The sequence below is a fragment of the Zunongwangia sp. SCSIO 43204 genome (assembly GCF_019904275.1).
Classification (GTDB): domain Bacteria; phylum Bacteroidota; class Bacteroidia; order Flavobacteriales; family Flavobacteriaceae; genus Zunongwangia; species Zunongwangia mangrovi.
The window spans coordinates 3,213,856-3,240,674 of sequence record NZ_CP063204.1; the positions used below are offsets into that span (position 1 = coordinate 3,213,856).

The 26,819-nt window shown below is 36.0% G+C and carries 26 protein-coding genes; 14 read left to right on the forward strand and 12 right to left on the reverse strand.

The genetic code is table 11. The annotated features are described in order from the left end of the window. Positions 1 to 82 precede the first annotated feature (82 nt). The gene (locus INR75_RS14265) at positions 83 to 1,369 is read right to left on the reverse strand and encodes a dipeptidase (protein WP_223089296.1); all 1,287 of its coding nucleotides are present in this window, start codon (positions 1,367 to 1,369) and stop codon (positions 83 to 85) included. Positions 1,370 to 1,598: 229 nt separating this feature from the next. On the opposite strand from INR75_RS14265, the gene INR75_RS14270 reads away from it, so the two are divergent. From INR75_RS14270 to INR75_RS14280, 3 genes are read left to right on the forward strand one after another with little or no spacing between them, the layout of a single operon-like run. Then, a complete protein-coding gene (locus tag INR75_RS14270; RefSeq protein ID WP_223089297.1) occupies positions 1,599 to 3,050 on the forward strand; it encodes a RimK family protein in 1,452 nt (483 codons plus the stop codon). Between the two features lies 1 nt (position 3,051). Continuing rightward, the gene (locus tag INR75_RS14275) at positions 3,052 to 4,269 is read left to right on the forward strand and encodes a glutamate-cysteine ligase family protein (RefSeq protein WP_223089298.1); all 1,218 of its coding nucleotides are present in this window, start codon (positions 3,052 to 3,054) and stop codon (positions 4,267 to 4,269) included. After that, positions 4,266 to 4,991, forward strand: coding sequence for an N-formylglutamate amidohydrolase (locus tag INR75_RS14280; RefSeq protein WP_223089299.1), 726 nt, complete (start codon positions 4,266 to 4,268; stop codon positions 4,989 to 4,991). Before INR75_RS14275 ends, INR75_RS14280 begins: the two co-directional genes overlap by 4 nt. Positions 4,992 to 5,076: 85 nt before the next feature. Here the strand turns inward: INR75_RS14280 and INR75_RS14285 are convergent, their stop codons facing one another. Continuing rightward, the gene (locus INR75_RS14285; RefSeq protein WP_092540732.1) at positions 5,077 to 5,490 is read right to left on the reverse strand and encodes an OsmC family protein; all 414 of its coding nucleotides are present in this window, start codon (positions 5,488 to 5,490) and stop codon (positions 5,077 to 5,079) included. 226 nt (positions 5,491 to 5,716) lie between these two features. Then, positions 5,717 to 6,148 carry a peptidylprolyl isomerase gene (locus INR75_RS14290; protein WP_092540734.1) on the reverse strand — a complete coding sequence of 144 codons (432 nt, stop codon included), beginning with the start codon at positions 6,146 to 6,148 and terminating at the stop codon, positions 5,717 to 5,719. Between the two features lie 415 nt (positions 6,149 to 6,563). On the opposite strand from INR75_RS14290, the gene INR75_RS14295 reads away from it, so the two are divergent. The 4 genes from INR75_RS14295 to INR75_RS14310 all read left to right on the forward strand — a co-directional run bounded on the left by INR75_RS14295 (position 6,564) and on the right by INR75_RS14310 (position 10,188). After that, a complete protein-coding gene (locus INR75_RS14295; RefSeq protein ID WP_223089300.1) occupies positions 6,564 to 8,036 on the forward strand; it encodes a Gfo/Idh/MocA family protein in 1,473 nt (490 codons plus the stop codon). 93 nt (positions 8,037 to 8,129) lie between these two features. Beyond that, positions 8,130 to 8,597, forward strand: a complete 468-nt coding sequence (locus INR75_RS14300; RefSeq protein ID WP_223089301.1) for a 3D domain-containing protein — start codon at positions 8,130 to 8,132, stop codon at positions 8,595 to 8,597. Between the two features lie 87 nt (positions 8,598 to 8,684). Then, on the forward strand, positions 8,685 to 9,758 hold the full coding sequence (locus INR75_RS14305; RefSeq protein WP_223089302.1) for a transporter substrate-binding domain-containing protein: 1,074 nt from the start codon (positions 8,685 to 8,687) through the stop codon (positions 9,756 to 9,758). Between the two features lie 223 nt (positions 9,759 to 9,981). Then, positions 9,982 to 10,188, forward strand: coding sequence for a hypothetical protein (locus INR75_RS14310; protein ID WP_223091990.1), 207 nt, complete (start codon positions 9,982 to 9,984; stop codon positions 10,186 to 10,188). 62 nt (positions 10,189 to 10,250) lie between these two features. On the opposite strand, the gene INR75_RS14315 is transcribed toward INR75_RS14310, so the two are convergent. Next, positions 10,251 to 10,898: a hypothetical protein gene (locus INR75_RS14315; RefSeq protein ID WP_092540744.1), complete on the reverse strand. Its 648-nt coding sequence runs from the start codon at positions 10,896 to 10,898 to the stop codon at positions 10,251 to 10,253. 100 nt (positions 10,899 to 10,998) lie between these two features. On the opposite strand from INR75_RS14315, the gene INR75_RS14320 reads away from it, so the two are divergent. Then, positions 10,999 to 12,330, forward strand: coding sequence for an aspartate kinase (locus INR75_RS14320; RefSeq protein ID WP_223089303.1), 1,332 nt, complete (start codon positions 10,999 to 11,001; stop codon positions 12,328 to 12,330). 135 nt (positions 12,331 to 12,465) lie between these two features. Here the strand turns inward: INR75_RS14320 and INR75_RS14325 are convergent, their stop codons facing one another. Together INR75_RS14325 and INR75_RS14330 are read right to left on the reverse strand one after the other, a co-directional pair. Next, the gene (locus INR75_RS14325) at positions 12,466 to 12,831 is read right to left on the reverse strand and encodes a DUF2200 domain-containing protein (protein ID WP_223089304.1); all 366 of its coding nucleotides are present in this window, start codon (positions 12,829 to 12,831) and stop codon (positions 12,466 to 12,468) included. Continuing rightward, positions 12,809 to 14,068, reverse strand: a complete 1,260-nt coding sequence (locus INR75_RS14330; protein WP_223089305.1) for a glycosyltransferase family 4 protein — start codon at positions 14,066 to 14,068, stop codon at positions 12,809 to 12,811. Before INR75_RS14330 ends, INR75_RS14325 begins: the two co-directional genes overlap by 23 nt. A 122-nt stretch (positions 14,069 to 14,190) precedes the next feature. On the opposite strand from INR75_RS14330, the gene INR75_RS14335 reads away from it, so the two are divergent. From INR75_RS14335 to INR75_RS14350, 4 genes are all read left to right on the forward strand, one after another. Continuing rightward, positions 14,191 to 14,691 carry a GreA/GreB family elongation factor gene (locus INR75_RS14335; RefSeq protein WP_223089306.1) on the forward strand — a complete coding sequence of 167 codons (501 nt, stop codon included), beginning with the start codon at positions 14,191 to 14,193 and terminating at the stop codon, positions 14,689 to 14,691. Between the two features lie 30 nt (positions 14,692 to 14,721). After that, positions 14,722 to 15,210 carry a gluconokinase gene (locus INR75_RS14340; protein WP_223089307.1) on the forward strand — a complete coding sequence of 163 codons (489 nt, stop codon included), beginning with the start codon at positions 14,722 to 14,724 and terminating at the stop codon, positions 15,208 to 15,210. A 3-nt stretch (positions 15,211 to 15,213) separates the two neighbouring features. Further along, complete coding sequence (locus tag INR75_RS14345; protein WP_223089308.1) at positions 15,214 to 16,557, forward strand: GntP family permease; 1,344 nt, start codon at positions 15,214 to 15,216, stop codon at positions 16,555 to 16,557. A 62-nt stretch (positions 16,558 to 16,619) separates the two neighbouring features. Next, on the forward strand, positions 16,620 to 17,051 hold the full coding sequence (locus tag INR75_RS14350) for a DoxX family protein (protein WP_223089309.1): 432 nt from the start codon (positions 16,620 to 16,622) through the stop codon (positions 17,049 to 17,051). Between the two features lie 99 nt (positions 17,052 to 17,150). Here INR75_RS14350 and INR75_RS14355 read toward each other — a convergent pair whose 3' ends face one another. The 4 genes from INR75_RS14355 to gcvT form a co-directional block, all read right to left on the reverse strand. Then, entirely contained in the window at positions 17,151 to 17,876 is a 726-nt protein-coding gene (locus tag INR75_RS14355) for a YebC/PmpR family DNA-binding transcriptional regulator (RefSeq protein ID WP_223089310.1), read from the reverse strand. Positions 17,877 to 17,978: 102 nt separating this feature from the next. Beyond that, the gene (locus INR75_RS14360; protein WP_223089311.1) at positions 17,979 to 18,266 is read right to left on the reverse strand and encodes a 4a-hydroxytetrahydrobiopterin dehydratase; all 288 of its coding nucleotides are present in this window, start codon (positions 18,264 to 18,266) and stop codon (positions 17,979 to 17,981) included. Between the two features lie 78 nt (positions 18,267 to 18,344). Continuing rightward, positions 18,345 to 19,166: a sugar nucleotide-binding protein gene (locus tag INR75_RS14365; protein WP_223089312.1), complete on the reverse strand. Its 822-nt coding sequence runs from the start codon at positions 19,164 to 19,166 to the stop codon at positions 18,345 to 18,347. A 5-nt stretch (positions 19,167 to 19,171) separates the two neighbouring features. After that, on the reverse strand, positions 19,172 to 20,254 hold the full coding sequence (gcvT, locus tag INR75_RS14370; RefSeq protein WP_223089313.1) for a glycine cleavage system aminomethyltransferase GcvT: 1,083 nt from the start codon (positions 20,252 to 20,254) through the stop codon (positions 19,172 to 19,174). A gap of 142 nt (positions 20,255 to 20,396) precedes the next feature. On the opposite strand from gcvT, the gene INR75_RS14375 reads away from it, so the two are divergent. Beyond that, positions 20,397 to 21,908, forward strand: coding sequence for an NAD(P)H-hydrate dehydratase (locus INR75_RS14375; RefSeq protein ID WP_223089314.1), 1,512 nt, complete (start codon positions 20,397 to 20,399; stop codon positions 21,906 to 21,908). A gap of 175 nt (positions 21,909 to 22,083) precedes the next feature. Next, a complete protein-coding gene (gene hutH, locus INR75_RS14380; protein WP_223089315.1) occupies positions 22,084 to 23,592 on the forward strand; it encodes a histidine ammonia-lyase in 1,509 nt (502 codons plus the stop codon). Here the strand turns inward: hutH and INR75_RS14385 are convergent. Then, positions 23,564 to 23,950 (reverse strand): hypothetical protein, encoded by a 387-nt coding sequence (locus INR75_RS14385; RefSeq protein ID WP_223089316.1) that lies wholly within the window; start codon positions 23,948 to 23,950, stop codon positions 23,564 to 23,566. The two genes, hutH and INR75_RS14385, sit on opposite strands and share 29 nt — an antisense overlap. A 95-nt stretch (positions 23,951 to 24,045) precedes the next feature. Then, complete coding sequence (locus INR75_RS14390) at positions 24,046 to 26,631, reverse strand: ATP-dependent Clp protease ATP-binding subunit (protein ID WP_223089317.1); 2,586 nt, start codon at positions 26,629 to 26,631, stop codon at positions 24,046 to 24,048. Positions 26,632 to 26,819: the final 188 nt, after the last annotated feature.

Genomic DNA, 26,819 nt, shown 5'->3' on the forward strand with positions numbered 1-26,819 from the left:
TTTTGGATAATATAACCGACGATTTTTTATTGATACCACCAAAGGGTATAATACCCCGAGGTAGTTTACTCAATACAGATATTTATGCCTTCTGAATGTCTTTGGCAACCGCTTCAACTTCATCTAAAACGCGAAGTAGATTTTCTCCCCAAAGTTTAGCGATCTCTTTTTCAGTATAACCTCTTTTTACAAGTTCGAGCGTTACATTAAACGATTCTGAAGCATCATCCCAGCCATCGATTCCGCCGCCACCATCAAAATCTGAGCTGATTCCAACCTGATCGATTCCTACTTTTTCAACTAAATAATCGATATGATCTACAAAATCTGAAACATCAACAGGGCTCACAGTTTCCTTTAAAGCTTCAACTTCTTTATCAGAATCTGTTACCAATTTTCTATAATTCTCGATATATTTTTCTCTTGCCTCTTCATCAAGTTCACGAACATCTCCCCAAGACAGCATTTCGAAGCCCATTTCTTTGGCTTTCGCTTCGTAAACTTCAGTTTTTGCAGCACTAAAAGCCTCATGTTTTTCAGTATTCACATAAGAGCTAAAAGCCACGGTTTGGATTACTCCGCCATGCTTATCAAAAAGCGCCAGTAATTCATCATCTAAATTTCTGCTGTGATTACACAAAGCTCTGGCTGAAGAATGCGATGCAATAAGCGGCGCTTTAGAAAGCTCGAACATTTGTTTGATCGCTTCTTTAGAAGGATGCGAAACATCGATCATAATTCCTAAACGGTTCATTTCTTTGATTACTTCTTTCCCAAGATCGCTTAATCCATTATTTAGCCATTCGTCATCTGCTTCGCCGGTATTCGAATCGCTTAACTGACTGTGACCGTTGTGTGCCAAAGACATATAACGAGCGCCCATATCATAAAATTTCTCTACATTTTTGATATCGGTACCAATTGGATAGCCATTTTCTACCCCAATCATCGCTACTTTTTTTCCTTGTTTTACCAGTTTTCTCACTTCTTTAGAAGTTGTGGCAAGCCCGATTTCATCTGGAGCAATTTCTTCTGTTAAACGGTGAATAGCTTCAAATTTAGAAATAGCATTATCGTAGGCTTTTTTATAACCTTCAGTATCCAGATCGCCCTGACCGGTGTAAACAATCAACCAGGAAACATCTAGATCGCCTTCGTCCATTTTAGGAAGGTTTACCTGCGTATCAAGATCTTCGGTATAATTATGATCGTGGGTAAAGTTATTCACATTAATATCGTTATGCGTATCGATCGTGATCACTTTTTCGTGGATCTTTTTGGCTTTCGCCATCAATTTTTCGTTGGTGTCTTGAGCAAAACCTGCTTGTACAAAAAGTAAAGCAAACAGGCCAAGTTGTTTTATTTTCATAGTGAGTAAGTGGTTTAAGATCGTAAAATAGAAATAAAATTCGAGATCTCAACTACTATTTTTAGATTCAAAAAAATGAGTTGGTTTTTTAAAAAATATTGAAAAATACACTTTGATATTTGATTTTTTGATATTGAAATTGAGTGAATATTTATGCTTATAATTTTGAAATTTTATGATTTACCAATTCAATTTTCGATTACATTTGCTTGATTATTTTCAATTTTAAATGAATAAATTTTTAGTGGTGAATCAGCCTGAAAAATGGCCGATTCAGCTTGAAAATATTAGCATCATTGCGGCAAAAGATTATTTAACCAATCCTGTTTACGCAAAGATAAAAGGTGCCAGAATTTTCAACTTATCCAAAAATTATAGCTATCAGTCTAATGGATACTATGTGTCTCTTTTAGCTGAAGCGCGTGGCCATTTGGCCATTCCAACGGTGAAAAACCTGGTAGATCTTAGAGAACCTAAACTGGTAAAAGTAATTTCTGAAGAGTTTGACGACGTTATTCAGAAATCACTAAAATCGATAAAGTCTGAGGAGTTTGTGCTGAGTATTTATTTTGGGCAAAACGTGGCACAGAAATACCGCGAACTAAGCTCACTTTTCTTTAGGCATTTCCAGATTCCTTTTTTACAGGTAAAGTTTAGTTTCAGCAATAAATGGACGATTAAAAGCATAAAAGCATTGTCTGAATCTGAAATTCCGAAGGATCATTTAGAGAGCATGCATGCTTTTGCAAGCGACTATTTCTCTAAAAAGAGATACGACACCGTTAAGCCCCAGGATTACGATTATGATCTGGCGATTTTGGTGCAGAAAGATGATATAGCGCCACCAAGTAATCCAAAGGCTTTAAAAAAGTTTGTTGAAGTTGCAGAAAAGATGAATTTTTATGTTGAAATTATTTCACCTAAAGATCTATCAAGATTATCGGCATTTGACGCACTTTTTATTCGCCAGAGTACAGAAGTTCATAATGAAGCTTATGCTTTTGCCAGAAAAGCGCAGCAGGAAGGAATTGCGATAATCGATTATCCAGATGCGATTTTGAAATGTTGTAATAAGGTTTTTATGGCCGAGGCTTTGCAAAATGCTGGAATTCCTACGCCAAAAACCATGATCATTCATAAAGAGAATAAAGACCAGGTTTTGGCTGAAATTGCCTTACCGGTGGTTTTAAAATCTCCAGATTCTACTTTTAGTTTTGGCGTAAAAAAGGCTAAAACCGAAGAAGAATATGTAGAATTGGTGACCAAAATGTTGAAGGAATCTGAGTTGGTGATTGCCCAACAGTTTACACCATCAGATTATGATTGGCGGGTGGGAGTTTTAGACGGAAAAGCTTTTTATGCTTGCAGATATTATATGGCTAAAGGACATTGGCAGATCTATAACTGGAGTGCTAAAAAGAAGAATGATCAGGATGGCAACGCAGATGCGATGGCATTAGAAGAAGTTCCTGAAAAAGTCTTAGATTTAGCATTACGATCGGCTAAATTAATGGGCGACGGACTTTACGGTATCGACATTAAAGAAATTAATGGAGAAGCAATGGTGATCGAAATAAATGACAATCCAAATATCGATTTTGGAGTGGAAGATGCTTTTTACGGCGAAGAAATCTATAAATCTATTATTACTGCCTTAAAGAACAGGCTGGAAAAAAAGTAAGATGAGTTATCATATTTTTGAAGTTTACGGAATAGAATTGGAGTATATGCTGGTAAATAAAGACCTGCAGGTAAATCCTATTACCGATAAGCTATTTATTGAAAAAACCGGAAGCATTACTTCAGATGTTGATAATGGAAAGATCGAATGGAGTAACGAGTTGGTGGGGCATGTTGTTGAACTAAAAACTGCCGCGCCAACTGCTGAAGTTGAAGATTTAGATGTTCTTTTTGCTGAAAATATTTCTGAGATCAATTCATTATTAAAACCTTTAGATACACAACTTTTACCAACAGCAGCGCATCCTTTAATGAACCCGTTGAAGGAAACAAAGCTTTGGGAACACGATTATAACGAGATTTACGAGCTTTATAATCAGATCTTTGATTGTAATGGCCACGGTTGGAGTAATGTGCAAAGTATGCACATAAATCTTCCTTTTGCCAATGATGCTGAATTTGAAAAGTTACATGCGGCGATACGTATTTTACTTCCTATCATTCCGGCTTTAAGTGCTTCTTCGCCAATTTTTGAAGGACAGCTTACCGGTTTTATGGATAGCCGTATGGAGATGTACAAAACAAACCAGAAAGAAATTCCGCAGATGGCGGGGAAGGTAATTCCAGAGTGTCTTTATACCAAAGAAGAGTATCATCGCGGTATTTTTGAGCCTATAAAAGAAGCGATAAAACCTTATGATAAAAATGGGATTTTAGAACATCATTTTTTAAATTCAAGAGGGGCGATCGCACGCTTTGATCGTGGTGCCATAGAGATAAGAGTTATAGACCTGCAGGAATGCCCAAAAGCAGATCTTGCGATTGCTATTTTTGTGATCGAAGCTTTAAAAGCTTTGGTGAATGAAGATTTTATTTCTTTAGCTGAACAAAAATTGTGGAAAGAAGATAATCTATTGGATATCCTAAATATCGCTATTAAAGATGCTGAAGTCGGGAAGGTGAAAAATGAAGATTATTTGATGATTTTCGGTTTAAAGAACGAAGCAAAAATTAGCGAAATCTGGCAGGCGATATTCGATAAAATACAGACGAAATTTTCAGAAAAACATCGTAAAACTGTCGAATTTCTGCTTAAAGAAGGATCACTTTCTACTAGGATCGTAAAAGCGCTGAAAAAAGACTATTCCGAAGAAAAAATTAAAAGTATTTATTTAAAATTAGCCAATTGTCTATCTAAAAACCAATTATTTAACCCGTGAAGCTAGTTTTAAGTTGTGAGCATGCAGGGAATGCCTTGCCACAGCAATTTAAGTTTATAAAGGATAAAAAAGATCCTGTTTGGAAAACACATCGTGCTTACGATCCCGGGGCTTTCAAATTGTTTCAGGAATTATCGAAAATAGCCGATTATAACTTCGATTATAAGTTTAGCCGATTGTTAATTGAACCTAACCGCTCTCTGCATCATCGCAATTTATTTTCTGAATATTCTAAATCGCTCACCGCGGAACAGAAAGAACAATTGATCAATTCTTTTTACCTGAAATACCGAAACGAAGTAGAGCAATGTATTGCTAAGATTGTTGGAGCAGGAGAGGAGGTGGTGCACATTTCTGTACATAGTTTTACACCAGTTTTGCATGCTATAGAGCGACAAACCGATATCGGACTTTTATACGATCCCTCTAGAAAAGAAGAAAAACATTTTTCTAAGATCTTTAAAGAGGAGTTGTTAAAGGAAGTTGAACTAAAAATTAGGTTTAATTATCCTTATTTTGGAAAAGCTGATGGTTTTACCACCTATCTTAGAGAGAAGTTTAGAGAAAATTATATTGGATTGGAATTAGAAGTCAATCAGAAATTCGCTAGAAATAATAAGTTTTCTGATGATCTCATGCAACATCTAAAAAATGGACTTTTAAAAACGATTCAGTTTAAAGAAATTAGTCAGTTGTTTGATCAGCAAAAAATAAAGGTCTAAATACTTAATCAACCTAACTAAAAATAAAATGTCCCGCAATTGCGGGACGTTTTATTTTTGGTGTTATATCTTTAAAAGTTGAAAATTACTTTAAAAGCTTAGCGTCTAAAGTAATTTCTGTATCTAACAATTTTGATAATGGACAGTTTTCTTTGGCTTTAGTGGCAATTTCTAAGAATTTATCTTCAGAAATATTTGGCACTTTACCTTCTAGAATTAAATGCGATTTTGAAACCACACCATCTTCAAAAGTAATTTCACTCTTTGTATCAAGGCTTTCAGCAGGAAAATCTTCTTCAGCTAAAAAAGCAGATAACTGCATGGTAAAACAACCGGAATGTGCTGCACCAATTAATTCTTCTGGATTGGTACCATTACCGTCTTCAAATCTTGTTTTATATGAATATTGAGTTTCGTTTAAAACTCCGCTTTCTGTAGAAAGAGTTCCGTGTCCTTCTTTAAGAGTTCCGTTCCAAACTGCGCTTGCTTTTCTAATCATAATATAAATTTTATTTTTGGTTTTAAGTAAAGATAGGATCTTAGAACTGGGGAGTAAAGCATTTTATAAAAAGCTTAAGTCTTAAGGCGGATGATTTAATAGTATTTTTTGAAATCAAAACAAAGGCTATAAAAAAATCCCTTTTTGGAACGACCAAAAAGGGACTTATATGACTTCTATATGTTAGCAAAATTACTCGAATATCGAGATTTTTATGCTATTTAGATTACTTGATCTCTACAACTTCAAGATCGAATACTAAATCTTTTCCTGCTAATGGGTGATTTCCATCTACTACGATAGAACTGTCTTTTACTTCTCTTACCACAAGGTTCATTTCACGACCATCTGGAGTTTTAGAAACTAATCCCATACCAACTTTAGGCTCAAGATCTTCTGGAAGTTGGCTTTTTTCAACTTCCTGGACAAGCTCTTCTCTAGGCTCACCGTAAGCTTCTTCTTTAGGTATATTTATGGTTTTCTTTTCGTTAACTTCCATATCTAAAAGTCCTTTTTCGAAACCAGGAATTAATTGTCCCTGTCCCATAGTAAATTCGATTGGCTCACCTCTATCTACAGAGCTATCGAATACCTGGCCGTCGGTTAATTTTCCTGTGTAATGAACTTTTACAGTGTCATTTTGCTTTACTTGACTCATAAATTTGTTTTTCAAAGATTAATTAAGGCTGAAATCTTGTTTTCAGCCAATTAAGTGTGCAAAGGTACAGCTCTTAAATGCACTCACAAGCATATGCAAGTTTAATTCCTTTAGTTTATGGTTTCTTAACAGTTTTTGTCCAATTTCTAGTTCTTAAACCTAAAATTGGAGGGTTTGGAAGATAACTTTGAAGTGGTGCCTTTGAAAAAAGGCAATTTTTAGCTTCAAAAATTTATAGAAAAGAGTAGCAGAAACAACTTAATAACAGAAAGTTGGATTTTTGAAAATTTAAAGATATCTTTATAAAATGATAATTTGAAAAAAGAGAGCTTAATATATTATAAGATTGATAGCTTTTTTTAAAAATTATACGAATAATCAACTAAATCGATTTATCATTTTTTAAACCCTAACTATGGAAAAAAACAAGAAATCCTCTAGCTCTTCCCGAAGAGATTTTATAAAGAGTACTGCGCTTGCCACGGCCGGTATTAGTATCATTCCGCGTCACGTTTTGGGTGGCCCGGGTTTTGTTGCTCCCAGCGATAAGCTTGTGGTTGCAGGAATTGGAGTAGGCGGAAAAGGACAAAGTGATATCTGGAGCTTTCATCAAACAGGAAAAGCTGATATTGCATTTTTATGTGACGTGGACGATCGTCGTGCTAAGACTTCACGAGAACGTTTTCCTAAAGCAAAATACTATAAAGACTGGAGAGAACTTTTTGATAAAGAAGCGAAGAATTTTGATGCAGTTTCTGTTTCGACTCCAGATCATAACCACGCGATCCAAACACTTAGTGCAATGCAATTAGGAAAACATGTTTATGTTCAGAAACCATTAACGCACGATATTTACGAAGCAAGAGCTTTAACCAAAGCTGCAGAAAAATATGATGTGGTCACTCAAATGGGGAACCAGGGAGCTTCTGGAGATGGCGTGCGTAAAATGAGAGAATGGTTTAATGCAGGTCTAATAGGTAAAGCTAAAGAAGTATATTGTTTTACAGACAGGCCGGTTTGGCCACAGGGAATCCCATGGCCGGCGGAGAAAAAATCAAGCGTTCCGGCAGAATTAGATTGGAATCTTTGGCTAGGAACCGCTCCTTATAAAGAATATGTAAATGGTCTAGTTCCGTTTAACTGGCGAGGATGGTGGGATTACGGTACCGGTGCACTTGGCGATATGGGATGCCATTTAATTGAAGCGCCTTATCGTGTACTGGATCTAAAATATCCTAAAAATGTAGAATGTAGTGTAGGAAGTGTTTATGTAGATGAATTCAAACGAGGATATTTCCCAGAAAGTTGTCCGCCTTCAAGTCATGTGACCATGACCTTTGATGGTAATCAAAATACCGATGGAGATCTTAAGTTACATTGGATGGATGGCGGAATTCAGCCAACTCGACCAGAGGAACTGGGGCCAAATGAAGTTTTTGGTGATGGAGGAAACGGAGTTTTAATTATTGGTACAAAAGGAAAAATGATGTGTGGTACCTATGGTGAGAATCCGCAGCTGTTGCCAACTTCTAGAACTAATGAAGTTAATGTGGCACAGCAATATGATCGCGTACCGGGTGGCGCAGATGGTCATTATGGGCAGTGGGTTGAAGCTTCTATCGCAGGACCAGGTAAAAAAGAACTAAGTTCTCCTTTTGAGATCGCAGGTCCTTTAACCGAAATCTTATTGATCGCAAATCTTGCTATTCGAGGTACAGATATAAGACGAGAAAAAACAAATGCCGATGGAAACATCGAATTTGAGTATCCAGGACGTTATATTCAAATGACATGGGATAGCGACAACATGCGAGTTACAAATCTTGAAGAAGCCAATAAATTTGTAAAACGTGATTATCGTGACGGCTGGAAGCTTGGTGAAATATAGTTTAAAAGCTCTAGAAATTATAGACTTGCTTCAAAAGTAATCTTTGTCTATATTAGCTTTTAGCAATATTGCTGCAGGCTGAAAAACACGAACATGATCAAAAAATATATCTACGGAATTGTATCTAGTTTATTATTTTTTGTGATCGTAGGTTTTTCAGCCTGTAATTTTTCAGATAAAAATATAGAGGATAAAACCTCTAAAGAAGATTGGGATACGCTACAGGTTACTGTTTCAGCATTTAATTCGGTTCGATATCAAACTGCCGGAAATAACCCAAATGTCGCAGCCTGGGGCGATACTTTAAAACCGGGTATGAATGCCGTTGCCATCTCGAGAGATCTTATGGATTTGGGCTTGGGACATAATGACAAAATTAAAATTCAGGGATTCGATTCTATTTTTACCATCAAAGATAAAATGCATTATCGTTGGAGAAAACGCGTGGATATTTTTATGGGAAAAGATATTCAGAAAGCGAAAAACTTCGGAAGAAAAAAACTTGAAATTTACTACCTTAAGAAGGATTCTACTGCTACAGAAGCGGTTGCTTCAGAATAGTTCTAATTTTGATACTACTTCAGGATTAAGTATTTTTCGGATTCTACAGAGCAATTGATGTAGAACAATCTCTTTCAGTTTAATCGTATGAAGTATTATTTAATCCTCCTTGCATTATTTTTTAGTTTAAGTATTATCGCTCAGGAATCTCAGGATTCTATAAAAAACACCCAAAAAACTTACAAGATAGGGATACAGCTAACACCTCCTTTTGTTACCCAAAATCCAAACGGAACCTATGATGGTTTAAGTATTAAAGGCTGGAATATGGTAAATGAAAGCCTTGATTATGAATTTGAATACCAGGAATACGAAACACTCACTGCACTTTTAAATGCAGTAGAAAGTGGCGAAGTAGATTTTAGTATAAATCCTATCACGGTTACCGATAGCCGAATGTTAAGAATGGATTTTTCTCAGCCTTATTTTATTTCCCATACCGGTGTGGCCAAAAGAAAAGAATCCCAGGTTTTTAATATTCTGAAAAACTTATGGAGCTGGGAATTTATTTCGGCAATTTTAGCGCTTTTAGGTGTCATTTTTATTTTTGGTTTTTTGGTGTGGATCTTTGAGCGTAAGAAAAATGCAGAAGAATTTGGCGGCGGAAAAGGAAAAGGACTAATGGAAGGTTTTTGGTGGAGCGCCGTAACGATGACAACCGTTGGTTACGGAGATAAGTCTCCAAGAACAACCGGTGGCCGTATTATTGGTTTGATCTGGATGTTTATGGCGATCATCATAATTTCGAGTCTTACGGCTAGTATTGCTTCTTCCCTTACCGTAAAAAGTATTAATGATGAAATTAATGGCATTGCAGATCTTAATCGTTTTAAAGTTGGGACGGTAAATAGCAGTAGTGCTGCAGAACTTTTAGATCTCTACGGAATCAATTCTGAGAAATTACCTACAGAAGAAGAAGGTATCGAATTGCTTAAAGACAACAGGATCGAGCTTTTGGTCTATGATGAACCCATCTTGCGTTACGAAATTGAAAAGCTTAATGCCGGCAAGACAATTGAAGTTTTAGAGCAAACGCTTAAAAAAGACTATTACAGTTATTCTTTCCCTAAAAATTCAGATTTGGTAGATGAGATAGATCCAGCTCTGGTAAGAATGCTTAAACGTATGGAATGGGAAAACCTAATCCAAGACTATAAATAGTAACTCGATAATGGAGATTAAATGCGCTAAGGTTTGCCTTTAAGTAATTTACCTAAAACAGATTTTATCGTGCAAAAACGATCAAATAGTTAAAACGTAAGGATTTTTCGATTTTTGGTAATGTGAATTATAGATTTCACATAAGTTTAGCATCAATTTACGGCTTTCCATAAATTAAATACCAAATCTTTTATTTAATTTTATCGTTTTCAAATAGTTGAAAATGATTAATAATTTTTGTTATTATATCTTTTCAACCGAAAATAAACCACATATAATGCAAATTAGAGACGAAAATGATAATAAGTCTGAAGATTATATTCTTCAGAAAAATAAAAAAACAAAAGTAGGTTCAACCTTTATTGCCATCGTGCTGGTGATCATCATCGCTATTGTGGCAATGACCGGTGTTTACTTCGATTACTGGTAGGATTCAGTAAAAATACCGAAAGAACGATAGAAAATTTTTAGATTTCTTAATCTGTTTTACTATTAATTAGATTTTATTTCATTTAATAAAAGAAAGGCTTTGTTTACATATTCTCGTTCTAAGAAAAGCGCAAAATAGTTGGAAGTAGAGATCATCTCGAAAACAGGGATTCCCTCGTAAGCGAGCAGTTTAAAAATATAAAAGTATAAACCTACAGACTGACTACTGTTTTTTGGTAAAGCAATAGTTATTGAAGAAAGATCTTCTTTGATGGTTACGCGAACTTCATTTTTAAAGTAATCTTCGACCAGATCGGTTAAAGAGGAAGAAACCAAAATATTACTCTCCTGGTAATTACTAGAATAGTTAAGATAAACTCCGGTTTGATCTTTCACCGCATCCAACAATCTGGATTTGTTCGCAATGATAGTTTTGGAATTAAGAAATGTGTATTCGGTAATTCCAGATCTAACGATGATATCCCCAAGTTCACGCAGACTGTTCATGTTAATTTTTGTCCGCTTAGGTGCGTAACGTCGCAAAGCCATAATTATGCTACCCACTTTTACCGTTTTGCGCATCTCTTTTTCAACTTCGGGACGTAGATCTTCAGCAAGACCGCTAAAATTTACGATATCTCTCGCGATTGCATCATCCAAAAAAGGTTGATGCCTTATAATATCATGAACACAGGTGGTTATCGTCTTCATTGTTAAATATTACACATTTTGTACAAATGTATATAAAATGAATCATTTTTTTTAATCTCATCACGCTTCATTTTAATTATGCAGTATCAAAAGAATGAAGATGAAAGTTTTAAAATTTGGAGGAACATCTGTAGGAACTCCTGAAAGTATAGAAAATGTAAAAAATATCACCCTTGGACAGGAGGGGAAAAAATTATTGGTATTATCTGCAATGAGTGGGGTTACCAACGATCTTGTTGCGATTTCTAATCTATCTAAAACTCAGAACTACGAGGAGATCGAAGATATTATTAATAAGCTTCAGGAGCGTCATTTTTCTGCGATAGACACCCTAATTCAGGATGAAACTTTAAATAATGAAACTAAATCTTTTGTAGCCAAACGCCTTGAAGAATTATCGGCCGCCGGCCACAATGAATATTCAGAGGCTGTTTATGCAGAGATCGTGACCTACGGTGAAACGATGCTGACTTTTATGGTTTCTCAATATTTTAAATCTCAGGGAATCGAAAACATTTGGTTAGATGCCAAAGCTTTTATGGAAGTTCATAATCTAGAAAATCCAGATACCGATAGGGTTGGTGAGCTTTTAGATGCGCATTTAGAAGGAAAAAGATCTGAATTATATATCACTCAGGGTTTTGTTTGTATCAATAAACATAACGAAATTAGTACATTAAAACGAGGAGGTAGCGACTATACAGCCACTATTCTTGGTGCTGCTGTGCAAGCTTCTGAAGTGCAAATTTGGACAGATATTGATGGTTTCCATAATAACGATCCTCGCCATGTAGAAGGCACACATCCAATTTCAGAATTAACTTTTGAAGAAGCAGCAGAGCTTGCCTATTTTGGCGCTAAAATTTTACACCCACAAACCGTATCGCCAGTAATTAATAAAGGAATTCCTATTTTCCTGAAAAATACTTTTACTCCTGAAAAAACCGGGACTAAAATTTCTTCTGAAGTACATAGCAAAGGTCTTAAAGCCATTGCTGCAAAAGATGATATCACCGCGATTAAGATCAAGTCTAACCGAATGTTGATGGCGCACGGTTTTCTTCGTAAAATTTTTGATGTTTTTGATAATTACGAAACATCTATCGATATGATCACTACTTCTGAGATTGCCATTTCTTTAACCATAGACGATACCAGAAACCTAGATAAAATCCTCGAAGAATTGAATGCTTATGGAGAAATTACAGTAGACCGCAATCAAAGTATTGTTTGTATTGTAGGAGAATCTGTGATCGAGGATCATTCGACTTATAAGTTATTCGAACTATTAAATGATATCCCGGTTAGGATGATAAGTTACGGTGGTAGTAGCAACAATATTTCTATCTTGGTAGATACTCAAAATAAAATTAAAACGCTTAGAAGCTTAAACCAGAAACTTTTTAGTGAAGGTTTAACTCAGTTAGCTTAAAACTCTATTTACGAACAGTGTATACTGTTCCTTTTGTGTAATGAGTGCCGTCGATTTTCCCTATAAGTCGACGGTTTTTTTAGCTGAATATTGAAAGAAATATAAGCCGATTTTTGATGTTTTTGATGAGAGTTTTTATGCAGATCTTAGAATCTTTTCCATCTTTCTGCCTTTGGCCAATTCGTCTACCAGTTTGTCTAAATAACGCACCTGTTTAGTAAGTGGTGTTTCAATTTCTTCGATACGATAGCCGCAAATTACTCCTTTTATAAGCGATGCTTTTGGGTTTAGATTTGCTTTTTCAAAGAATTCCTGGAAACTGACTTTCTTTTCGATTAGTTCCTTTAATTCCGTTTCATTGAAACCGGTTAACCACTCGACCACCTCGTGTAATTCTGCTTTTGTGCGACCTTTTTTCTCTACTTTATTTACATAGTGCGGATATACCGATGCAAAACTCATTACGGCAATTTTACGGTCATGTTCTGGTGTTGTACTCATTGCTTTTATTTTTTTCCTTTTCCTCAATAAATTTAGACATAAAATAAGTACTGCGATTATTGTGGAATTTCAGCATACTACCGGTAAAATTTTTACTGCGGTGTTTGCTAAGATTGGTCTTTAAATCTATTAATTTTTGCTGAAAAGAAGTTGTAAAATCTTCTGCTGAAAATCTTGATTTTAAAATAGCTTTTCCAAGCGCTTGTTTAGCAATCCACAAATTTTTATCGGTATAAATTTGAATCGCTTTTTCAACAATTTCAGCATCTGAACTACAAATAAAGCCGTTCCAATGATTTTCTTCGGAAATTCCTTCGGCTCCAATAGCTGTGGTGATAGATGGGATTCCGTTTTGCATCGCATCGATCATTTTACCTTTAAGTCCGGCCCCAAACTGAATTGGCGCTAGCAAAATTCGATGTTTTTGCATAACTTCATCGACACTTTCTGCGCGGCCATGCACCAAAAAACCTTCTTTCTTATTCTGAAGTTGATACACTTTATCGCTCGCATAAGCTCCGTAAATATGCAATTTCGCTTCAGGGAGCTTTTGTTTAATTTTTGGCCATATTTTTTGTTTTAGATGCAAAGTAGTTTGCCAGTTAGGCTCGTGCAGAAAATTACCGATAAACATAAAATCCTGTCGTTCCCCAAACGAAACTGAAACTTCCGCTTTCTCGATCTCTTCGGTTTCTAATAAATAGGGGAGATATTCGATAATTTTAGCAGGAATTTTAAAAATAGATCTTAAAAGTTCCATTTCAACTTCAGAAATGATCAAACTCAAATCGCAACGATAGATCGAAGCAATTTCTCTTTTCGCCAAATCTGAATTTAGCATAAGATCCTGCAATTCAGCTTCAGTATTTAAAGCCTTTTTTCTGGTATTCCGTAGAAAATGTAAATCCTCGGTATCTAAGATCTTAATCGCTTCAGGACAAATTGCATCAACTCGCCAACCGTATTGCTCTTCGATCATAAAGCGATCAAAAAGAACAATTTCAGGATCGATTTTCTTTAAAAAGTCATCAAAACTAGCATTATTCAATTCGATTTTAGCCGTTTTTACGCCTATTTTTTCGAGATCGAAAGCATGTTGTGATTGGGCAGTCGTGGTAGCAAAAGTGATAGTGTACTTTTCATTCAGAAAAAAATTGAGCAATTGTAACATTCGGCTTCCTGCGGCAGAAGATGTAGGTTCTGGCCAAACGTATCCAATAACGAGTAAATTTTTCATGTAAAGACTTCTATCGACTTTCAGCAAAATTAAACTTCTTTTTTAAAAAAGATTTAAAATACACAGCGCTTAATCTACAATCTTATAATTTTTCGTATATTCTTAAATTCCAATATGAAAATATGAGCAGAGGATTTGTAAAAGAAGAAGATCAGGAAGAAGCACCGGTAATTCCGCCACGCGCGGCTTTACCAAACGGAGTAACAAATTATGTAACGCCAGGTGGATACGAAGCTTTGGAGCAGGAGCAACGTGATTTGGAAAATCAGCGTGGAATAATAAAAACTGATAATGAAACCGAAGATCGGAGAGCCAAGGCAGTGATCGATGGAAAATTGAAATTATTAGCCGAAAGAAGAGCTTCTGCGAGGATCATTCATCCCAATCAGCAACCGGAAGATGAAGTTCGTTTTGGTGCTAAAGTGAAATTAAAGAATCATAGTAACAATAGTTTGCAGCAATTCCAGATCGTTGGAGTAGACGAGGCCAATGTGAAGCAACAAAAAATTGCATTTGTCGCACCCATTGCAAAGGCAGTGACAGGACTTAAAGTCGGTCAAAAAACCGAATTTAAATTGGGAAATGAAACAAGGGTTCTTGAAGTTTTAGCGATCGATTATTAAAAAGAAATCAACCGGAATAAAATTATTTGAATGAATGTTTACGTAGTGATGGGCGTTTCTGGAATAGGAAAAACCACAATTGGTGAAAAACTAGCCGAAAAATTAGAAATTCCCTTTTACGATGCCGATGATTACCATCCCGAAGCCAATGTGAAAAAGATGAGTAGTGGCGTTGCTTTAGATGATGAAGACCGCAAAGAATGGTTAGAGATTTTAGCTAAAAATATTAAGAACTGGAGTGAAAATAAAGGTGCCGTCTTGGCCTGTTCGGCTTTAAAAGAAACTTATCGTGAAAGTTTATCAAAAGGATTAAAAGACCAGGTTGTCTTTGTGTATTTACATGCCGAATATGAATTGGTGTTTAAGCGAATGAAGGCCAGAAAAGGACATTATTTTAAAGAATCTTTACTGAAATCTCAGTTTGATACCCTTGAGGAACCACAGAGCGCCATAAAAGTTGATGTAGACCAGGAAATTACTGAAATCGTAAACGAAGTTTTAGGAAAGATAAAGCAATAGTAAATGGAAATACAATTACTTTTAGCAATAGGATTGGGAATTGCTTTATTACTTTTTTTAATTCTGAAATTAAAGATCCAGGCATTTCTATCGCTGCTAATCGTTTGTATTTTTGTTGGAATTTTAGCCGGAATGCCCGCAGCCGATATCATGGAAACCATGAAAGAGGGAATGGGCAGCACTTTAGGTTTTGTAGCCACTGTAGTTGGTTTGGGCGCTTTATTTGGTGGAATCTTAGAACAATCTGGAGGAGCAAAAGCATTAGCTTCTTTTATTCTGAAAAAAACCGGAGAAAAGAATGCGCCATGGGCAATGATGATCACCGGTTTTATTGTCGCTATCCCTGTATTTTTTGATGTCGCTTTTATTATTTTGGTTCCCATTACTTATGCGTTGAGTAAGAAAACCGGTAAATCTTTGGTGCTTTATGCAATTCCGCTTTTAGCAGGTTTAGCGATCACACATTGTTTTATTCCACCTACACCGGGACCTATTGCTGTTGCAGATATATTGGGGGCAGATCTTGGCTGGGTAATTTTATTTGGTTTTGCAGCGGGAATTCCTGCGGCTATTTTAAGCGGACCGCTTTTCGCTAAGCTTTTAACGAAAACGTTATATATAGAACCCAAAACCTTTACTGAAGATTCTACTTTAGGAGATCAAATACCTTCAGCAAAGATGATCACCACAATTATTTTCGTACCTATATTTTTAATCGTACTGAATACTTTAATTGCAAGTCCGTTGATCGATGCTTCAAGTTTTCCTTATTGGATAAATTATATGGTAAATTTATTGGGGCATCCTTTTTCAGCATTAATCATCGCAAATTTATTAGCCTGGTATTTTTTAGGAGTAAAACGCGGTGTAGATAAAGAAAAGCTCTTAAAAATTGCAGCCAAAAGTTTCGAATCTGCCGGTATTATCATTTTACTTACCGGTGCTGGCGGCGCTTTTAAACAAATCCTGATCAATACCGGGGCAGGAGAGATAATCGCTACCAATTTGAATGAAAGCTTTATGAGTCCGCTTTTGTTTGGTTTTATTGTCGCAGCTTTGGTTAGAGTTCTTCAGGGATCTTCTACAGTTGCTATGATCACCGCTGCCGGGATAACAGCGCCGCTACTAGAAGGTGCAAATTATGCAGAGAGCCAGATAAGTTTAATAGTGATCGCAGTAGCCTCTGGCGCTTTGATATTATCACACGTAAACGATAGCGGATTTTGGTTGGTTGGGCAATACATAGGATTAACAGAAAAACAAACCTTTAAAAGCTGGACGGTGATGACCACGATCATTTCATTGGTTGGTTTGGGAGTTTCATCGATATTATGGTATCTACTTTAGAATTAATGCTTAAATTTAATAATATCACAATTTATAACTTCAACCGTATATAACTCAACTCAATGAAAAACACGTATACCACCAGCTTGAATCTTCCCAAATTAGATTTTATTTTACTCATTTTTAGAATCGGAATTTCTATTTTGATGCTCTTCCACGGAGTTCCAAAGCTAATTAGCTTTTTTTCTTCGGAAGAAATTCAATTTGCAGATCCTTTAGGCGTAGGCCAAACTATGACGCTTGCCGTTGCGGTTCTCGCTGAATTTGTATGTTCTATAATGCTTATTTTGGGAATAGGAACTAGGATTGCGACGATCCCGTTAATTGTTACTATGGCCGTTGCTGCAATTATCGTACATGCACCAGATGGTTTGGCAAAACAGGAATTGCCTTTTATGTATTTACTATCTTATGTGCTGCTTTTTTATACCGGTGCCGGAAAGTTTTCGCTAGACCACTATTTTTTATACAAAGCTGAGAATAAAGACAAGTAAGCTTAAAACAAAAAAAGTCTTGCTATTCGGTTTTCGTTGAATAACAAGACTTTTTAAATTTTAAATATGACCTACTAAATAGATTTGTTCTGAGTAAATTTACTCTTCTGAAGAATTTTCTTCCATGGTGTGATATACATTTTGTACATCATCGTCTTCCTCTAATTTTTCAAGAAGTTTTTCTACATCTGCAGCCTGCTCTGGCGTTAGCTGTTTTGTAACCTGCGGGATTCTTTCAAAACCAGAAGAAATAATTTCAATATTTCTTTTTTCTAATTCTTTCTGAATACTTCCAAAATTTTCGAAAGGAGCGTAGATGTGTATTCCGTCTTCATCTTCAAAAACTTCTTCAGCTCCAAAATCGATAAATTCAAGCTCTAATTCTTCCACATCCAAGCCTTCAGCATTAATTCTGAAGTTACAGGTGTGATCGAACATAAAATCTACAGAACCTGATGTTCCTAGGTTTCCGTCACATTTATTAAAATGCGATCTTACATTGGCAACAGTACGGTTGTTGTTATCTGTAGCAGTTTCTACCAAAATTGCGATACCATGTGGCGCATAGCCTTCAAAAAGTACAATTTTATAATCACCCTGACTTTTATCTGATGCTCTTTTAATAGCACGCTCGATATTGTCTTTTGGCATATTAACACTCTTGGCGTTCTGGATCACCGCTCTAAGCTTAGAGTTAGCGTCTGGATCTGGACCACCTTCTTTAACGGCCATTACAATATCTTTTCCTATACGAGTAAAGGCTTTGGCCATTGCAGACCAACGTTTCATCTTACGTGCCTTTCTAAATTCAAATGCTCTTCCCATGATAATAAAAATGAAATCCGGGCAAAAATATAAAAAAAGCTCCTAAAATGATTTCAAATTAGGAGCTTTCTGGAATATTAGGTTTTAAGGTGTTGCTAGAGCCTATTTTGCTTCAACGATATCTTCTATAGCTTTTGCCATTTCAAAGTCTTTTTCTGTAACTCCGCCTGCATCGTGGGTAGATAAAGAAATCTCTAATTCGTTATACACATTTGCCCAATTTGGATGATGTTGCAAAGCTTCAGCTTCAAAAGCAATTCTCGCCATTACCGTAAAAGCATCTTTAAAATTCTCGAATTTAAAGGAAGTATGAATCGCTTCTTTGGCATATGTCCATCCTTCTAATGATTGCAGTTTAGTATTGATCTGGTCTTCGGTTAGTTTTTCCATAATTGACATTTTTTTTAATACTTCAATTTAGGAATAGTTATCTGGAAATTAATTCAGAATTAATCCTTTAATATAAGATTAACCAATTTTTTTGATGGTTGCTTCTACAACCTCCTGTACACTAATCTGCAGATTTGCAGGTAATAGATTATCCTTTGGAAGAACTGCTAAATAACGATCGTTGTTACTATCGTAAACGTTTTTAAATAATGGATTATCATAACCCAAAATTTCACACACATCTTCTACAAAATCTTTTTGGTGAACTAGATCTGAGCTTCCTAAATGAAAAACGCCCTGCAACTTCCTATTTACGATATAATGGATTTGCTGAGTGATCTTACTAATTTCAGTGACATTAATTACAACGTTGGGAAAAACTTCGATAGCTTCCCCCAAATCGATAAGAGTTTTAATTTCGTTTACTCTTGGCGATCCCTGGCCAAAAACCATTGGCAATCTTACAATATTGTATTTTTCGTTGGGTAATCGTAAAAGGGCATTTTCGATCTTAATTTTAAATCGGCCATAAATACTTTGCGACAGCGTTTTATCGTACTCGTAACTGGGATAATTTGTAAAAGCATCAAAAACATTAGCCGAACTTAAAAAGATAAGTTTGCAGGGATGTGTAAGAATATAACTAATTGCTGAATAGTGTAGTGCCAGTTGCGCTTCAAAACTACCGCGAACGGCAGAAATGATGATGGTTGGTTTTAAATTGTACAGCAAAAGGTCTAAACTATCGGTTTCCATGTCGTATTGATGAAACTGATGGTTTTTTTCTAATGCGTTATTATCTGTGCAAAAGGTTCCGTGAGTATCAAAATAGGAGCATAGCTCTTTATAAATGGCATTGCCAATAAAGCCGCTAGCTCCTAATACTAGTATACGTTCCAAATAATTTATCCTTTATAAAAGGGCAATTTCACCTGAGTAGCAGGAACGGTTTTTTTACGAATTTGAATATTGATCTTCTTTCCAAAGCCGGCATATTCTGTCTTCACATAACCTAAACCAATTCCTTTTTCTAATGAAGGTGACATGGTACCCGATGTAACATTTCCTATTATTTCTCCTTCGTCGTTCACAATATTATATCCTTGCCTTGGTATACCTCTTTCATCAAGTTCGAACGCCACAAGTTTACGTCTTGGACCTTCTTCCTTTTCCTTTTTTAAAGCTTCAGCATTGATAAAATCTTTGTTGAATTTTGTGATCCAACCCAATTTAGCTTCAATAGGAGAAGTTGTATCGTCGATATCATTTCCGTAGAGACAAAATCCCATTTCTAATCTTAACGTATCCCGAGCCGCAAGACCTATTGGCTTAATGCCGAAATCTGCTCCAGCTTCCATGACCTTATTCCAAATCTCTTCAGCACATTCGTTTTTAAAATAGATCTCGAATCCTCCACTACCAGTGTAACCAGTTGCTGAAATAATTACCTTTTCCATACCAGCAAAAGTCCCGATCTCGAAAGTGTAAAATTTCATATTGCTAAGATCTACATCGGTAAGCGACTGCATAGCTTCTGCAGCTTTTGGTCCCTGTATCGCTAGAAGCGACATTTCCTCGCTTAGATCGGTTAAATGAGCGTCCATCGTATTGTGTTTGCTAATCCAGTTCCAATCTTTTTCGATGTTAGAAGCATTTACAACTAAAAGATATTTTTCAGCATTGATCCTATAAATAATCATATCATCAACGATCCCGCCATCCTTGTTAGGAATACAGGTATATTGTGCCTGCCCATCTACAAGTTTTGCAGCGTCGTTAGACGAAATTAATTGAATAAGCTCTAAAGCATTTTCTCCAGTTACTAGAAATTCTCCCATATGGGAAACATCAAAAACACCTAGTTTTTCACGAACATTGTGATGCTCTGCATTTACACCTTCGTAAGAAACCGGCATATTGTAACCAGCAAACGGAACCATTTTGGCTCCTAATTCTTTATGTTTATTAGCTAATGCTACTTCTTTCATCTCGATTATTTAGTTTGCGCAAATTTATAGAATTAAGCCTGAATTGACCATAGTTTACCCAAAATTGTGAAGGAAATGTCAAACCTTCGCCCAGCCTTAAATGATGCCGTATATTTGAAATAACCACTAAAATCGATGATTTATGAAGATTTTTTCTGCAGCACAATTAAAGAAAGCAGATGAACTAACGATCAAAAATCAAGGCATTACTTCGACCCAACTTATGGAACGAGCCGCAAGTCTTGTGACTAACGAGATAGATAAACGATTACAAAGGGCAGATATTGCCATAAAGATTTTTTGCGGAATAGGAAATAATGGTGGTGACGGACTAGTAATCGCCAGGCAGCTTATAGAAAAAGGTTATCGTGTTAAGGTTTTTGTTGTAAATTATAGTGACAATCGATCACAAGATTTCCTGATTAATTACGATCGATTAAAAGAAACCACAAATGATTGGCCAGAATATATAAAAGATGAAGACGATTTTCCAGAAATTGATCCTAATGATTTTGTGATCGATGCGATTTTTGGAATAGGTTTAAATCGTCCATTAGAAGGTTGGATTGGTGAATTGGTAACTTATATCAACCAATCGAAGGCATTTATTTTGGCTATTGATATGCCTTCCGGATTATTTTCAGATCGCGTACCGGCTGAAAAAGATCGTTTAATTTCAGCTAATTTCACTTTAAGTTTTCAAACCCCTAAACTGGTTTTCTTTTTACCACAAACAATGGATTATGTTGGGGATCTGCAGGTTTTGGATATTGGTTTAGATCGTGATTTTTTATCTTCAGAAAAAACGAATTACGAACTTATAATTAAACATGAAGCCAGAACTCTTTATAAACCTAGAAAATCGAATTCGCATAAGGGGAATTACGGGCATGCCCTGGTAATTGGTGGTAGTTATGGTAAAATTGGTAGCGTTTTATTATCTACTAAAGCTGCTTTAAGAACAGGAGCAGGTCTGGTAAGCACTTTTATCCCAAAATGCGGTTATAACATCTTGCAAACTGCGCTTCCTGAAGCTATGGTGATCACCGATAAAAATGAGGAGAAATTAACGAATATCGACCACAGGATGGATCCTTCAGTAATTTGCTTCGGAATGGGAGCAGGGAAAGATCCAAAAACTGTTGAAGCTTTTAAAGAATTACTTCAGAAAACCGAGAAACCCATGCTAATCGATGCAGATGGGTTGAATATGATTTCTGAAAACCAAGAATTACTTGAATTTCTTCCGAAGAAATCGGTATTAACTCCGCATCCTAAAGAATTACAGCGTTTAATTGGTGATTGGAAAGATGATTTCCAGAAAATCGAAAAAGTTCAGGAATTTACACAATCTCATGATTTGGTGCTGGTTTTAAAGGGTTCGCATACTTTTATTTTTGGCGATGGACATGTTTATATTAATAATTCTGGCAACCCGGGAATGGCAACCGCCGGTAGTGGTGATGTTTTATCGGGCATTATTGCTGGTTTAATATCGCAACAATATGAACCTTTAGCTGCGGCGATTCTAGGGGTTTACCTACATGGTTTGTCAGGAGATATTGTTGCTGAAAACAGGTCTTATCAGGCATTAATTTCTGGCGATATAGTAGAAAATATGGGAGCTGCATTTCAGGCATTGTTCGCTGACTAGAATTTATATTATCGAGGACAAGATGAATAAATGAAATATTGAGTTAATGTTACTAAAAATTGAAATTTGGATATCTATTTTGAATTATTAATAAAAAAACTCTTATAATTTGGATAGTATTCATCGAAATTGGATTTTTGCCCTATTCCTTAACTAACCAATTTCGAAAAGTTTCATGGAAAATATACATTATATAACATCAGCTATTTTAGATCTTAATATCATTAGGGATATTATAGACCAAAAAATGAAACTTGCTTTAAGTGAAGAGGCACGTTTAAATATCACAAAATCGCGAGCATATCTAGATCAAAAAATTAAAGAAAGTAATGTGCCTGTTTATGGTATAAATACTGGTTTTGGTGCTTTATGTAATGTAAAGATCACTTCAGAAAAACTGACCGTTTTACAGGAAAATCTGGTAAAGTCTCATGCCTGCGGAACTGGTGACAAAGTAAGTAAGCCGATCATTCGATTGATGCTACTTTTAAAAATTCAGTCTTTAAGTTATGGAAACTCAGGTGTGGCTTTAGAGACGGTAGAACGTTTGATCGATTTCTTTAATGAAGATATTTTACCTGTAATTTATGAGCAGGGATCTTTAGGTGCTTCCGGAGATCTCGCACCATTAGCTCATCTGGCCTTGCCATTAATAGGGGAGGGCGAAGTTTATTATCAAAATGAAACAGTTAGCGGAGATTCGATTTTAAAGAAATTTGGCTGGAAACCGGTGAAGCTACATTCTAAAGAGGGTTTAGCACTACTTAACGGTACACAGTTTATGAGTGCTCATGCCGTACACGGACTCATAAAAGCTTATAAGTTATCATATTCTGCAGATTTTATAAGCGCAATTTCTATAGATGCTTTCGATTGTAATTTGTCCCCGTTTGATGAATTGGTGCATTTGGTAAGACCACACCGCGGACAAATAAAAACGGCAGAACGAATTAGAGATTTTTTAAACGGAAGTGAACTAGCGCAACAGGAAAAGGAAAATGTTCAGGATCCTTACTCCTTTAGATGTGTACCACAAGTACATGGTGCAACAAAAGACACTTTAGCTTTTGTACATAAAACCGTAAAAACTGAAATTAATTCGGTTACCGATAATCCTAACATTTTTGTAAAGGCAGATAAGATTATTTCGGGAGGAAATTTTCACGGTCAGCCGTTAGCTTTAGCGATGGATTATCTCGCTATTGCAATGGCCGAGTTGGCGAATATTTCTGAAAGAAGAACATATCAATTAGTTTCGGGCTTACGCGGTTTGCCAAACTTTTTGGTCGAAAATCCAGGTTTGAATAGTGGATTTATGATCCCACAATACACTGCTGCAAGTATTGTTAGTCAGAACAAACAATTATGTATGCCAGCCTCTGTAGATTCTATAGTTTCTTCCAATGGACAGGAAGATCATGTGAGCATGGGAGCAAATTCAGCCACGAAATTAATTAGAGTGATGGAAAATGTAGATTCTGTTTTAGCGATCGAAATCTTCAATGCTTCGCAGGCATTACATTTTAGAGAGCCGGCAAAATCTTCAGAAAAAATAGAAGCGGTTTTATCGAATTTTAGAAAAGAAGTTCCGGTTGTTAAAGAAGATGTGATGATGGCACCTCTAATTGAAAGGTCGAAACAGTTCCTGGAAAATTTTATAATACAGGAAGACTACCTGAATTAATAAAAGCTAATGCATCATTATAATCTGCAAAACTTAAGCAGTATAAACTGGTGAAAATCTGAACGAATTTAAGATTTAATTTGTCATTAAATTTATCTGAAACCAAGACAACCCAGTTTGCATGTTTTTCGATGGATTTATTTCCTGAAAGCAGTAACATGGGATCAAAGGAATATCGATCTTCTGCATTAATTCTTCTTACCACGATGCCTATTTTTTTATCGCCGTAAACGTCTAATTTTAGCCTGAGACATTCTTTATAATCCTCGACGCCGTAGTGACCTTCATGGAAAATTTCCAGCTGCATAAAAGTAGGGGTAAACTTTAGCTGAAAATCTTTATATTTTATAAGATTCATTTTTGGGGTAACTAAGTTGAAATATAGGGGTAGGCGAAAATAAGAAAAGCCCCACAATTTTGTGAGGCTTTTCAAAACAATTTATAGAATGTAATCTATTTTTTTGACTCTGATTCTTCTTCGGTATTTTTACCTTTTTTGACTTTTATCGCCAATTCATCTTCGCCGTCTTTATAGTCCATTTCAATCTTATCACCTTCAGAAATTTTAGAATTTATAATTTCTTCAGCTAATGCATCTTCAATATATTTTTGAATAGCTCTATTTAGCGGACGAGCACCATATTGCTTGTCGAAACCTTTCTCAGCAATAAAATCTTTAGCTTTATCACTCAGTTTTAATTCGTAACCAAGTCCGCCAATTCTTCCATATAACTTCGAAAGTTCAATATCGATGATCTTGTGAATATCTTCTCTTTCTAAAGCGTTAAAGACAATAACATCATCAATTCTATTTAAGAATTCTGGAGCAAAAGCCTTTTTAAGCGCATTTTGAATTACTCCGCGTGCATTTTCATCAGCTTGAGATCTTTGCGATTGTGTACCAAAACCAATTCCCTGGCCAAAATCTTTAAGTTTTCTTGCTCCGATATTTGATGTCATGATGATGATCGTATTTCTAAAATCGATCTTACGTCCTAAACTATCAGTTAAATAACCATCATCCAGCACCTGTAATAACATATTGAAAACATCTGGATGGGCTTTTTCAACCTCGTCTAAAAGAATCACGGCGTAAGGTTTTCTTCTTACCTTTTCGGTAAGCTGTCCACCTTCTTCGTAACCAACATATCCAGGAGGTGCACCAATCAACCTGGATACAGCGAATTTTTCCATATATTCACTCATATCGATTCTAATAAGCGTATCCTCGTTATCAAAAAGTTCACGAGCTAAAACCTTTGCTAACTGAGTTTTACCAACTCCAGTTTGACCTAAAAATATAAAAGAACCAATTGGTTTATTTGGATCTTTTAGACCTGCACGATTACGCTGTATAGCTTTTACAACTTTGGCAACAGCATCGTCCTGGCCAATTACCTTTCCTTTAATTTTCTTAGGAAGTTTAACCAGTTTGTTCGATTCGGTTTGAGCGATTCGATTTACTGGAACTCCGGTCATCATAGAAACAACATCGGCAACACTGTCTTCGTTAACGATCTCTTTATGCTTCTTAGATTCCTCTTCCCAACGTTCCTGAGCAATGGCTAATTCTTTTTCAAGATTTTTCTCATCATCTCTTAATTTTGCAGCTTCTTCGTATTTCTGTTTTTTAACTACTGAATTTTTCTTTTCACGTACTTCTTCGAGTTTACGTTCTAGATCAAGAATCTGTTTAGGAACATCGATATTTGTGATATGGACGCGAGATCCGGCTTCATCTAAAGCATCGATAGCTTTGTCTGGAAGGAATCTGTCGGTCATATAACGATTGGTTAACTTCACACAAGCTTCAATAGCTTCCTGAGTATATTCAACGTTATGATGATCTTCGTATTTATCTTTAATATTATTAAGAATTTCGATAGTTTCATCTACAGAAGTTGGCTCTACGATCACTTTCTGGAAACGACGCTCTAAAGCACCATCTTTCTCAATATACTGGCGATATTCATCTAAGGTTGTAGCACCTATACATTGAATTTCACCTCTTGCCAATGCCGGTTTAAACATATTACTAGCATCTAAACTTCCGGTAGCTCCTCCAGCGCCTACGATGGTATGAATCTCATCTATAAAAAGAATAATGTCGTCGTTCTTTTCAAGCTCGTTCATCACCGCTTTCATTCGCTCTTCGAACTGCCCTCGATACTTAGTACCTGCTACAAGACTGGCAAGATCTAAGGTAACCACGCGCTTATCAAAAAGGATTCTTGAAACCTTTCGTTTTACGATCCTTAAAGCAAGACCTTCTGCAATGGCAGATTTACCTACGCCCGGTTCACCTATTAAAAGAGGATTATTCTTTTTACGTCGACTAAGAATTTGAGACACACGCTCAATTTCTTTTTCTCTACCAACCACAGGATCTAGTTTATCAGCTTCAGCCATGGCCGTAAGATCACGTCCAAAATTATCTAAAACCGGAGTTTTTGATTTCTTATTTGCTTTAGAAGCGCCTCCGCCACCAGCAGCTCCTGTTCCGCTAAATGGATTGTCCTTTGTAGCATCATCTGTGCTATCTTCATCAGAAAACGATTCTGCTGCAGGACCTTGTGTATAATCTGTGTCGTCGTTTGCGATCATAAATTTAAATTGATCTTTTACCCCATCATAATCGATCTTAAGCTTATTAAGCAATTTTGTGGTAGGGTCGTTTTCATTTCTTAAGATACACAATAACAGGTGCGCCGTATTTATATTTGGACTCTGAAATAATTTAGCCTCCAAAAATGTGGTTTTAAGGGCACGTTCGGCCTGTCTTGTTAGATGCAGGTTCTTTTTCTCGTTAGAAACTGCCGTCATATTTGGATTAGCAGGACTTAAAATCTCTACTTTTCTACGTAAATGGCTTAAATCGATATCCAGAGCGTTTAGGATGTCTATGGCTTTCCCGTCACCGTCTCTCAATAATCCAAGCATTAGATGCTCTGTACCTATAAAGTCATGACCAAGTCTTAAGGCCTCTTCTTTACTGTATGCGATTACATCTTTTACTCTTGGTGAAAAATTATCATCCATGTTTTTTCCTTTCTCTCTTTGTTAATTTTTTATTCTGAATTAGGACAAAAACTATACCTAAGCCCGAATATATAGCTAATTGACAAAATAACTTTCAAAAATCAAAATGTGGGAGTGTTAACTTATCACCTTTGTCGCAATAAAATTTTGTTAATAAAAACCTTGAAAACTATTGCTTAAGTACCATG